Annotated in this window: 11 protein-coding genes and 1 pseudogene; 4 read left to right on the plus strand and 8 right to left on the minus strand. The window is 48.6% G+C overall.

Annotated features, from left to right (window positions below):
* Positions 1-191: 191 nt before the first annotated feature.
* The 3 genes from yidC to nadA form a co-directional block, all read right to left on the minus strand.
* Complete coding sequence (gene yidC / locus ASL14_RS25315) at positions 192-1,028, minus strand: membrane protein insertase YidC (RefSeq protein ID WP_134914251.1); 837 nt, start codon at positions 1,026-1,028, stop codon at positions 192-194.
* Positions 994-1,314: a hypothetical protein gene (locus ASL14_RS25320; RefSeq protein WP_134914253.1), complete on the minus strand. Its 321-nt coding sequence runs from the start codon at positions 1,312-1,314 to the stop codon at positions 994-996. Before ASL14_RS25320 ends, yidC begins: the two co-directional genes overlap by 35 nt.
* A gap of 92 nt (positions 1,315-1,406) precedes the next feature.
* Positions 1,407-2,513, minus strand: a complete 1,107-nt coding sequence (gene nadA, locus ASL14_RS25325) for a quinolinate synthase NadA (RefSeq protein WP_134914254.1) — start codon at positions 2,511-2,513, stop codon at positions 1,407-1,409.
* Positions 2,514-2,681: 168 nt separating this feature from the next.
* On the opposite strand from nadA, the gene ASL14_RS25330 reads away from it, so the two are divergent.
* Together ASL14_RS25330 and ASL14_RS25335 are read left to right on the plus strand one after the other, a co-directional pair.
* Positions 2,682-3,836 (plus strand): IscS subfamily cysteine desulfurase, encoded by a 1,155-nt coding sequence (locus ASL14_RS25330; RefSeq protein WP_134914256.1) that lies wholly within the window; start codon positions 2,682-2,684, stop codon positions 3,834-3,836.
* On the plus strand, positions 3,833-4,372 hold the full coding sequence (locus ASL14_RS25335) for a transcription repressor NadR (protein ID WP_134914258.1): 540 nt from the start codon (positions 3,833-3,835) through the stop codon (positions 4,370-4,372). Before ASL14_RS25330 ends, ASL14_RS25335 begins: the two co-directional genes overlap by 4 nt.
* Positions 4,373-4,531: 159 nt before the next feature.
* On the opposite strand, the gene greA is transcribed toward ASL14_RS25335, so the two are convergent.
* Positions 4,532-5,011, minus strand: a complete 480-nt coding sequence (gene greA, locus ASL14_RS25340; protein ID WP_134914260.1) for a transcription elongation factor GreA — start codon at positions 5,009-5,011, stop codon at positions 4,532-4,534.
* A 255-nt stretch (positions 5,012-5,266) separates the two neighbouring features.
* Here greA and ASL14_RS25345 point away from each other — a divergent pair, with 255 nt between their 5' ends.
* The gene (locus ASL14_RS25345; protein WP_025685804.1) at positions 5,267-5,620 is read left to right on the plus strand and encodes a hypothetical protein; all 354 of its coding nucleotides are present in this window, start codon (positions 5,267-5,269) and stop codon (positions 5,618-5,620) included.
* A gap of 29 nt (positions 5,621-5,649) precedes the next feature.
* Complete coding sequence (locus ASL14_RS29145) at positions 5,650-5,784, plus strand: hypothetical protein (RefSeq protein ID WP_257721136.1); 135 nt, start codon at positions 5,650-5,652, stop codon at positions 5,782-5,784.
* A gap of 147 nt (positions 5,785-5,931) precedes the next feature.
* On the opposite strand, the pseudogene ASL14_RS29410 reads toward ASL14_RS29145, so the two are convergent.
* The 4 genes and pseudogenes from ASL14_RS29410 to ASL14_RS28610 all read right to left on the minus strand — a co-directional run bounded on the left by ASL14_RS29410 (position 5,932) and on the right by ASL14_RS28610 (position 10,959).
* Positions 5,932-8,963, minus strand: a pseudogene (locus tag ASL14_RS29410) (endonuclease).
* Between the two features lie 98 nt (positions 8,964-9,061).
* The gene (locus ASL14_RS28600; RefSeq protein WP_223264137.1) at positions 9,062-9,478 is read right to left on the minus strand and encodes a hypothetical protein; all 417 of its coding nucleotides are present in this window, start codon (positions 9,476-9,478) and stop codon (positions 9,062-9,064) included.
* Positions 9,479-9,553: 75 nt separating this feature from the next.
* Positions 9,554-9,799, minus strand: a complete 246-nt coding sequence (locus ASL14_RS28605; RefSeq protein WP_223264138.1) for a hypothetical protein — start codon at positions 9,797-9,799, stop codon at positions 9,554-9,556.
* Positions 9,800-9,849: 50 nt separating this feature from the next.
* Positions 9,850-10,959 carry a serine hydrolase domain-containing protein gene (locus tag ASL14_RS28610; protein ID WP_223264139.1) on the minus strand — a complete coding sequence of 370 codons (1,110 nt, stop codon included), beginning with the start codon at positions 10,957-10,959 and terminating at the stop codon, positions 9,850-9,852.
* Positions 10,960-11,274: the final 315 nt, after the last annotated feature.

The following is an 11,274-nucleotide window of genomic DNA, read 5'->3' on the forward strand; positions in this document are numbered from 1 at the left end:
GAAGTTACTTTTCAGCTTATATAACATATAACCCCCTAATTTTCCAGGTGGCCTGACTCAAGGGAGATGGAACTGATTAGTTCAAAAAGAAGAGGACCGAAAATGAATAAATGCCTCCAACCTTAACGGTTCAAGAGGCATCTATTCATGATGTGACTAAATACGTGTAGGCTAAAGCCACTATACTCGTTCTAAGTTGTTGGGGTTACTTCGCCGAGCTTGACCTTATCCTCTGCTTCCTCCGTTGGATAGCGTCTACGGAACCATAGCGACTGGAGCAGCAAAAAGGTACCACTTACCGTCCAATATAACGGCATGGCAGCAGGCGCGTTAAAAGAAAAAACAGCCATCATGATGGGCGAAAGATATCCCATGATCGCAAACTGCTTGCGTTGCTCAGCCGTCATTTGAAGCTGGGATAGCTTGGCCTGTGCCAAGTAAACAACTGCGACGAAGATTGCCAAAATCCAGTCCGGCTGCCCGAGTCGGAACCATAGGAACGAATGAGACGCCAATTCCGGGGTAAGCCGGATGGCTGTGTACATACCGCTCAATATGGGTAGCTGAATGAGAATAGGCAGACAGCCGATATTCAGCGGATTAAATTGATGCTCTTTGTAAAGTGACATCATTTCCTGCTGCATACTCTGCTGGCTGGCAGCATCCTTCTTATTTTCGTACTTCTTCTTAATTCGGTCTAAGTCGGGCTGCATAGCGCTCATTTTGCGCTTCATCCCCTGTTGAGCACGAGTTTGGCGCATCATAAGCGGCAGTAACGTCAGACGGACGATTAACGTCAATGACATGATCGCCAGTCCAAAGCTTCCGCCAAACCATTGCGCTAGTTGCTGAATGAGCCAGGATAGTGGGAACACCACATAATGATTAAAAAATCCGGGTGTATGTGCATTAATCTCCGCAGCATTCGCGCCGCAGCCGGAAAGCAGCATAACCACCGCCAGCGCTACCATAATTCCGAATATCCGTTCTTTTTTACCCCAAAAGATGAATCCCTTGAATCGTTTCATATGTTCCTCCTCGTTGATTGGCTGTGCCATCGTTCAACGAGGGGGAACAATCTGACGCGTCTTCATCCGGCGCTTCCTTCCGCCGGATATGACGTGCCAGCCGGACAGGCATGTCCTGCCCGCGGGCAGTTAACGGCATCAGCGGAGAAGCATGCGACCGCACGGCCCCGCCTTCTATCCAGCACTCGGGCACATTGCCGTGCAAATGAGCGAGATATGCGTAGGTTACCGTACACAGCAAGCCGATCGTAAATAAGTAGGGGAGCAGGTCCTGAAGCTCAAACAAGGGATTCACCTCCTTCGATTCGTTGCTACGATTATAGCACGAAACCAGGCAAGCGACTAATCTTTAAATAGAGATACAGGCTGGAAAAACCCTTAACGGATAGCAAGCATACGATTCAGTGCCAGCACAGCATCCTGTCTAACCTGATCGTTGACACGAATCACACCCACAGGCTCTCCACGGTCAATCTGCTCCATCGCCCACAGCAGATGTGGAAGATCAATCCGGTTCATCGTCAGGCAGGGACACATATCGGGATTGAGCGATTCAATCTGCTGTTCGGGGTACTGCTGCCGGATACGCTGCACGAGATTCATTTCCGTGCCAACGGCCCATTTTGTCCCCGGCTCTGCCGCATGGATCGTGTCGATGATGAATTTCGTGGAGCCTGCGCAATCTGCAAGCTGAACAACCTCATAAGAGCATTCGGGATGAACAATGACCCGGATGCTCTCGTCGCGCTCACGGATACGATGGATATTCTCGACTGTAAATTTTTCATGAACAGAGCAATGCCCTTTCCATAAAATAATTTTTACGGCTGCCGGGTCACGGTCCGTCTCCAGTTGATCGGTCATTGGATTCCACACCGCCATTTCATTCAGCGGAATGCCAAGATCATAAGCTGTGTTGCGGCCCAAGTGCTGATCCGGCAAAAACAAAATGCGTTCCTTCTGCTTCAGCGCCCAGTCCAGCACTTGCTTGGCATTCGAAGAGGTCACCGTAGCCCCTCCATGTCTCCCCACAAAAGCTTTAATTTCTGCCGTGGAATTCACATAGGTCAGTGGGATGATCGTATCGCCCACCATCTCCTTCAAATGCTTCCAGGCCCGCTCTGTCTGCTCCATATTCGCCATATCTGCCATCGAGCAGCCTGCGCGCATATCCGGCAGCACGACCGTTTGCCGATCCGTAGTCAGCATATCCGCTGTTTCTGCCATAAAATGTACTCCACAAAACACAATAAATTCTGCTTCCTGATTTTGTGCCGCCATTTGGGCAAGCTGAAGGGAATCCCCTGTTATATCTGCAAACTGAATAACCTCATCCTTCTGATAGTGATGGCCCGGAATAAGCAGCTTTTGTCCCCATTTTTGCTTCAATTGGGCGACACGCTGCTCCATATCAGCAACCGTCAGTGTCTTATAATACTCTGGCATGAGTCCACGATTTCCTTGTAAAACGTCAAGCATAGACATTTGAATCCCTCCATTATCTCTGCGACTGTCTGACCCGTCTTCCCACGAACAGACAAGCGCTGTGTGTACCAATATGTTTACAAGTGTCTTGACACTTATATTTACACATGCCTACAATAATCTCAAGGTTTTTTGGATGGAATTATTTTTAGCAGGGGGAGATTCGCCATGATTTATCTGGACTATGCGGCTTCTACACCGATGTGTGACGAAGCATTGAATATGTATAACACATTAAATAAGGAAATGTTCGGAAATGCCAGCAGCCTCCATGATGCAGGCGGTCAAGCAGCTTATGCACTGGATTATAGCAGACAACGGATCGCAGACTTGATTGGAGGTCAAAAGGAAGGAGTTTATTTTACAACAGGGGGAACGGAGTCTAACATGCTGGCTGTACAGTCCATCCTGAACGGATTGCCACAGCATAAAAAACACTGGATCATGAGCGCCCTGGAACACCATTCGATGTACAATCTGGCTGCTTTGCTGGAGCGGCAGGGCTATGAGCTGACTATTGTGCAGCCGGACAAGGAAGGACGAATCACCCGGGATGTCCTCTTACCTCATCTCAGAGAAGACACCGGGCTTGTATCCATACAACACGCCAATTCAGAGACCGGACTTATTCAGGATATTACTGCCTTGTCTCCCCTGTTACGCGAACGGGGGATTTTGCTGCACAGCGACGCGGTACAAACCTTTGGCAACATTCCAGTTCATGTAGATCTGCTAGGGGTGGACGCTCTCTCCATATCGAGCCATAAAGTGTATGGTCCCAAGGGTGTGGGGGTGGTATATCTCAGACCGGGAACGCCGTGGCGCCCTGTGTATCCTGATACACTGCATGAAAACGGATTTCGCCCCGGAACGGTCAACGTTCCCGGGATTGCGGCGTTTGTTGCGGCAGCGGAAATGATGACAGAACAAATGGAACTGCATCGGGAACAATATGCCGCGCTGAGACAGTATTTTTTCACCAAAATTCAGGAAAGATCAATTCCATTGCGTTTGGCCGTACAGGAAAACAATAGGATTGCCAGGCTCAGTCATATTCTGGGATGTTTTTTTCACGGTTATGAGGGACAATATGTTATGCTGGAATGTAACCGTAGCGGTGTCTGTATATCCACCGGAAGCGCCTGTGCCGCCGGACATCACGAGCCTTCACCTGCTTTACAGGCGCTTGGAGCATCCGGTCGGGAGGCATTGCAATTTATTCGTATTTCCTTCGGAAGAACAACAACCACCGGGGATCTGGATGTGTTGGTGGATATTTTAACAGACCTGACAAGCAGACAAGAAAGGAGCTTATCCCGTTGACTGAATCTTTAAAACGGATGGGCACGGAACGCCGCGAACAGCTATTACTGTGGCTTAAGAGCGAATCCCCGCTGACCGGGAGCGAACTGGCACGCAGGGCTTCCGTCTCCAGACAAGTAATCGTACAGGATATTTCGCTGTTAAAAGCAAGCCAAGAGCCTATTCTTGCGACAAGTCAAGGATACATTTATATGGAGCCAGCAGGTCAGGCTGCCCCTCCAGCCTCACGTATTATCGTGTGCAAGCACCGACCTGAACAGACAGAAGAGGAACTAAAGCTGATCGTCGACTATGGCGTAAGTGTACAGGACGTTATTGTAGAGCATCCGGTATATGGTGATCTGACTGCTCTGATTCGGGTTGGAACCCGCAAGGAAGTAGACGATTTTATCCGTAAAATCAGCTCCACCCAAGCGATTTATCTGTCACAACTGACCGGAGGTATTCACCTTCATACCTTGCACGCCCCGGATGAAACCAAAATTGATGAAGCCTGTGCTGCATTGGAGAAAGCAGGCTTTCTAATAGCGGACTAGCTTGCAGTGTGTTATAGCAGCAGATAGTAAATACTATGTAGTCCCTGTTTCGCATGTGGAGCGCACTCTGCGCTCCGGTGGGGGCGGCTTTAGCCCTGAAATTATGCTCATTAAAAAGTAAAAATCCCGGCCCCCTCATACAAGGGAATCGGGAACGGATTACGTTAACTTAATTTCGAGCAGTTCGTATTTGATGACAGCCATAGGTGCATTCACATGAACGATACTGCCCACTTCTTTACCCAAAAGCTCCTTGCCTAGAGGGCTTTCATAGGAAATTTTGTTATCCAGCACGTCCGCCTCCGCAGGACTTACAATCTTGTATTCCATCTTTTCGGAAAATTCAATATCGTTCAGAATAACTGTTGATCCGATACTAACGGTTCTAAGGTCCAAATTACTCTCATCCACGACCCGGGCTTTGGTTAGCATCTTCTCCAATATGAGAATCCGGGTTTCCATAAACGCTTGGTCGTCCTTGGCTGAGTGATACTCACTATTTTCTTTCAAATCGCCGTAGCTGATAGCCAGCTTAAGCCGTTCGGCGAGTTCCTTGCGTTTTACGGTCTTCAGTTCCTTAAGCTCATCCTCCAGCTTGGCCAATCCCTCTTTAGTCAACAAAACTTCTTCATTCGACATATTTTATCTACAACTCCTATTTGGCTTGCTTTATAGTAGTTTAACCTATATTGGAGCAACATGCGAAAAGAAATTATAGGGTAATAGGAGTCGAGGTCACTCAGACAGGGTTATTCTTACAGTAACCAACACTTTCTTGTTCGCATATTATATGAATATAACGGCATTTTGAATGAGCACGCGCAGTTCCGTTGTCCTTATACCTCACTGGCATAAAAGACGGGCAAGGACAGCATATGGCGGGAGGAAGATTCAATGACTTCCTTAGGAAAGAATGGAAACCGTAATCGCAATCAAAAATCCAAATCATCCCCTAACCCCAATGGACAAAAGAAAAACGGGTTAAACAGTAACTCGGCTATCTTCTCCGCCCTGCATGGAAAAAATGTGGAGGTCATCGTAGCAGCCCTATTATTAACAGGAAAGCTACATGTCGATTCCGTTACTTTATACAGACAAGCAACGCTGCTTGTGGGATTAACGGGAAAATACAAAACATTAGCAGCAGACCCTTCCAACGTCGATAACATGGTGAAATTTTTAAATGATAACGGGAATATGACGCTGGATCAAGTGATACAAGCCTTTCAAAAGAAAATGCAAAAGTAATATGCCGATTACGAAAGGGGTTATTTGTGGTGAGTGAGCTTGCGCCAAGTGAGTTTGATGGAGAGCATTTTGCAGAGTTTATCATTATCACGATTCTGATTGTTTTATTCTTCTTTGGCTCCACCAATATAGATAATCTCTCGGCTCAACCAACTCAATCTTAAATATGCAGGTCCCCGTTCCCGGGGGCTTTTTTTGTAATAATACCGATATTCGGGATGAGAACCGATAGACAGACATATGAAACGACAGCCCGAATAAGTAAAAAGAGCATCTAGCGACTCTCAAAAAGTCAGTAGATGCTCTTACATTTAGCGTTCTTTCACTTCAACGATCATCGTTTTGCTAGAAGTTTCTCCTGAAGCATTGACTAGCTCGGCCCGATACTCATAAGTGCCCGATTTGTGGCCTTGGATGTCTGTGACTGCGCTTTGGGCCTGCGGCGTTTGGTTCGGCAGCTCTTGCGTGTCGATCAGCTCTCCATTTTCATATAAATTGTATTGGGTCGCATTCGTGCCCCACCACATGTTCATAGCAACGGTGTAATTGCCGTCACCATCCCAGTTGTTGTGAGACAGCACCGGAATGCCGGGCGAAGCATCGGTCACTTCGACGGTTAACGGGTCACTAACCATTTTACCGAAAGCGTTGATCAGCTCAGCGGTGTACGTATAAGTGCCATTTGCCTTGCCCGTTACCGGGATGACTGCGTTCTGTGCCCCGGGGGAAGCGGGTTTCAGCGGTTGAGTTCCGATCAGCTCGCCGTTTTCATACAGCTTGAGTTCATCACCGTTCGTACCCCACCACAGATTCATGGTGATCTTATAATCGCCGTCCTTCAAACCGTTATCATGTCCATTGTCATGAGACAATACAGGCTTGCCCGGCACTTCGCCTGCAACAGCTTTCTGTACTGTAACGGTTACAGGATTGGATACGACCGTTTTACCGTCCAAGGTTACGCTGGCCGTAATTTCGGCGCTCCCCTCTTTTTCCGCCTTAATTTGTCCATACGTATCAAGGGTAACGGACTCATGGCTGCTGGCATACTGGACAGAAGCATGACTTAAATCCGCTTCACTGCCATCCGTGAGCAACCCACTGAGATGTGTTACTGCTGTATCCCCAACATTAAGGGTTGTTTGATCCAACGAAAGCTTCACTTCTTGTAATGCCGCACCTGCCTGAACTGTAAAATCATCAAGACTACGCGGTTTTAACTGATAATTCCCTTTGAAAATCGCTGAAATTCCCTTGATCTTCACTTGCTGTCCTTCTTGATACGGAAAAGAGGTCCGTATTACGCCTGTACGTGCATCCACGCGTACATGTTGGCTTACCTCGCCGGACACCGCATCAAATTCGAACGAACCAACGGGAGTCGCGTCTACTACATTACGAATGATGGCATGTGGAAGTTCGACCAACTGTCCTTGGTTCGTATCGCTAAGTTCGGTAATCTGTAGAGCTTTCGGAAGCTGTCCTTCTCCTGTTTTTTCAATGGCTACCGGATCGGTCAGCTCCAATTCGCTGTTATACAGCGCCAGGGTTGCCGTAATCTTCACCTGATCGCCTTGGTGAAAACCGCTTTGGTTTTGATATACATAAATACCGCCGCTTCCATCCTGCACATAAAAGGCTTGACCGCCATATGCACCCGGCTCGGTCGTCACAGTGCCTTCCAGTGTAACAACTTTGCCAGCCGCGAGGCTCCGTGCTTCTGCAACACTAATACGGGCCGGAACGGTATTCCCTTCCTCAGGCAACGGCTGGGCCGGAACATCTGCCAGCACGACCGATTGGGTCAGCAGGTTGCTGCCGTTTTGTCTCAGCCTAAGATTGGCCGAGCCGCTGGTTCCCGGCTTGATCCGCACTGTGAGGTCTTTGTAGGCATGCCCCTTGCCGTCGGACTCCAGGCTGAATGTTCCGCTATAGCCGTAAGAGGTCGGCCAGCTTCCATCCGGGTTTTGAATCTGGGCTACCTGATTGCCGCCCGCTACATAAATACCTGTGCTGAATCCGCTAACCGTGGTATTCGGTGCAAGTTGATCGGCTGCAATCCGAATTTGAAAAGGCTCTGCATTCGGCAGCTGTTCCTGACGAACGATACTGTACACGGGCTGCGCACTGGCAGTAGGTCCGCCATAGGCTCCGGCCTTAAAAGTTTGCTGATCCCACCACTTGTAACCGGCTGCGGGAGCGGACCAAGGCTCGGCTTGTGGCTCCGTCGAAGCCTGCGGCTCTTCAAAAGGCAGCAGTGCTGTCGGCTGATCAAGCTGCAAGCTTTTCACATCCGTCAGACTGGTGTAGTTCTCCTGCTTGGATAACCAATCAACGATATTAACCAGCAACACGGCATCATCCTGCTCCTTAAAGCCGTCATACGTCGTCTTCTTGGTTCCTGTCTCTTCGCGCAGATATTTCGGCGTCGCATCTTCAACAGGCGATGAATCTCCAGGAAGGCTGCTTTGCCGAGTCCTACTTTGGATACGGCTGCATAGGGTCCTTCCGGTATGCCGCCTCCGTTATAGACGCCCTGATCTACAGCGTTACCCCAAGCCTGGTTTGTTTCGGGCAGGTATACGATGCCCTTGGCTTTTGACGGGTCGATAATCGCCAGCGTTGATCCCGCATGCATGGCTACATTGCTTACGCCCGCTGTAATGCCGAACGCCTGCGCAGGCTGGACAATCTGATTGGCGGTAATATCGCCTAATGCATTATAGCGAAAACGCACACCAAACTGGCTCCCCAGCCAATCCGAGCTGACTACGCCTGCATCGCTGCCGAGCTTCTTTCTTCCGCGCTCATTCCCTTGGCAGGATCCTCCCATGCTCCGCGACGGTAACCGTTAATACTCTCTGATCCGTCCCAACGGTTCTTGTTGCGGTCCGCATTATAATGATCTCCAATGAAGAAAATGCTGTTGCCTGCTTTGACATACTGCTCCATCGCAGCCTGTTCACTTTGTTTGAAAGGAATATTCGGCTCTGCCGTTACAAAACATCATAATCTTTCAGGTCATTGTAAGTAATCGGCGTAGATTTGCGAAGCTCATGCACATCATAGCCGTTGCTTGCGAGGGCTTGGCCAAGTCTGAAAATCCGCCGTTAATCACCCAGTCTGCCGCACCAGCCGTCTGTCCGTGTGTATTATCGAACAACACTTTTTTGCCAGCGTTTTCATTGACCACTTTGGCGGCAATGAAAGGGGCCGGATCAGCCGGGCCTTCTGCCCATGCCGGTTGTATGCTGCTCGCAACACCAGCGTACAATGACAAAGTGAATACCATAGCGGTTGCATATTTGAAGCCACGGGATGTAAAACTGCGAAAGATTCCCATTCTATTCCTCCTGTTTGTTGGTTATGGCCCCGATGAGGGGGATCAAATACAAATTCTAGCATTCATTTATGTTCGGACATGCGATGTTTTGTAAATGTTTAGGAGTAATGAACAGGAAGGAAGTTCCAGTAAAAAAGATATACCGTGTGCAATAACGTGATGATCGCAAACAGGGCTTTTCCGGTGGCTCTGGCCTTCCTCTCTCCTGTAATCAGCCTTGCGCTGTTCACGATCAATACCCATACGGCAATTAGGGCTGAAATCAACGGAAGCGTGCAAATCCCCAAGATATACCAGGCGGGATAGCCATATACAATCTGACTGTTACCATAATTAAACTGCACGCCGAGAAATATCGTATTAAGTAACGCGATGAATGCAAGGGTGGAAGAAATGTGAGCTTTATTTTTGCGGATAGCTCTTATCACATACCTTACGATCCAAATCAGCAGGGTTGTGATGAAAAACAAGGAGGCGCAGCGTAGCTGACAAGTAATGTCCAGGTACGGTGCCAAAGTGTCGTCTGCTTCATGGTCTTGCTATCCGGGGCGATCATCATCCATGTACCGTTTTGCTGATACAGCAAAATTTTAAGCTGTCCTCCTTTTCCGCAAACAGCCCATCGCCTGCCGCTTGAAAGATTTTGTCCGTTGTTTCATTTCATTTGGGTACTCTCCGTTGACGATCAACGTGTGATCATCCTGAATGCTAACGGTGTATTTAATGCTTCCCAGCATCCGAATCCATTTGCCCCAACCATGAACGGGGTTCAGACTTACCTGATATACTCCCTCAACCTCTGGCGAAAGCTTCACTTCCGTGGCAGAACGAGCCAATGATCGAGGAGCAGCCTGCGACTCTGCGGGCAGCAATTTGGCTATCGAATTTATGACTTCTCCATGAAGCAGGGTGCCCGATCAGCCGCATTGATGGTTACAAAAATACCTATTTTTCGGGATGGAATCAGTACCATTTCGGAAATAAAATCATCAATTTCCCCTGTAGCCCACAGCATGGGTACTCCCGTCTCCAGTTGACCGCGAAAAAATCCGTAGCCCACGCCATCCAGACGCGCATCAGCTGCAAATTGCAGTGCATGCATGGCTTCTGCGGTTTGTGGCTGGAGCACCACCTGTTCCCCATACTTTCCTTCATTCAAATGAGTGATCAGATAATGTGAAAATTCATTTGGCGTGACGTTTAGCGCCCCCGCTCCAGGCAGATTGATATAAGAAAAAGGTTGCTTCTGGTATACTCCATCGTTCCACTGATACGATTGAGCCAATGCCGGATTGTTTAGCGGCAAATCCAGTGTCGCGCTAGGCATATCCATCGTCTGGAACAGATGTGTACAGAGGTAATCATCCAGTCCTTGACCGCTCACTTGCTCCACCAGATTACCAACCAGCCCGTAGGCCACATTACTGTAGTCATACTGAACGCCGGGCTTACGAATGGGAGGCTGATTTTGAAAATAGGTACTGAGATACTGATCTGTGGGCAAAGAGCCTGCTTTGGTCGGACTGTTAATGCCATACACCGCTTCGTCCAATCCAGATGTGTGTGTCAAAAGCTGATGCAGATTGAAAGGCTGATTTTGAAATTGAGAAGCTTTATAGCTTTTGAGATAGTTGTTCACGTCCTGGTTTAGATCAAGCTTGTTCTGCTCTACCAGTTGCATAGCGGCGGTTGCACTGAACGACTTGGTCAGCGAGCCGACGGGTACAATCGTCTTGGTCGGGTCGAAAGCCGTCTTCTGCTCCAGGTCCGCATATCCGTACCCTTTGCTGAAGTAAATCTGATCACCTTGGGTCACAACGACAGCGGCCCCCGGAATATGCAATTTTTCCAGCTCCGTACTCATGATTTGGTCCACTGTCTTTTCCATTTGATCCGGCGTTATGCTGTTTGCTGCCCATGCCGGAGCAATGAGCAGGTTCCAGAAAAACAACGATGCTATGAATGCTGATAGGCAAAAAATGCCTTTTTTCTTCATGTGAAGTACCATCCTTACGTGTGAAGTGGTCTATACAAGCCTAGTCAAAAATTCACATGGTGTGCCACTGCGCAGGCGGATGGTGCTTCCCATCGCTGTTGCCCCCAGATTTTTTGAATGAACTCACAATGGTCGAAATCTGGGGGCAAAGGCGACCGCTATCGCTTGTACAGCACCATTCCGACCACTCCGTTTTTGATGTGAATTTTTTAAGTTCAGCTTGTATAGCCATTTTTGATGAAATAGTTGATTCATTAACGGTGCGGTGATTGCATAGCGGAGCAGGTCATTCCGGTCGGTCTTGGAGCAACCAGC

The organism is Paenibacillus sp. IHB B 3084, assembly GCF_001447315.1.
Taxonomy (GTDB): Bacteria; Bacillota; Bacilli; order Paenibacillales; family Paenibacillaceae; genus Paenibacillus.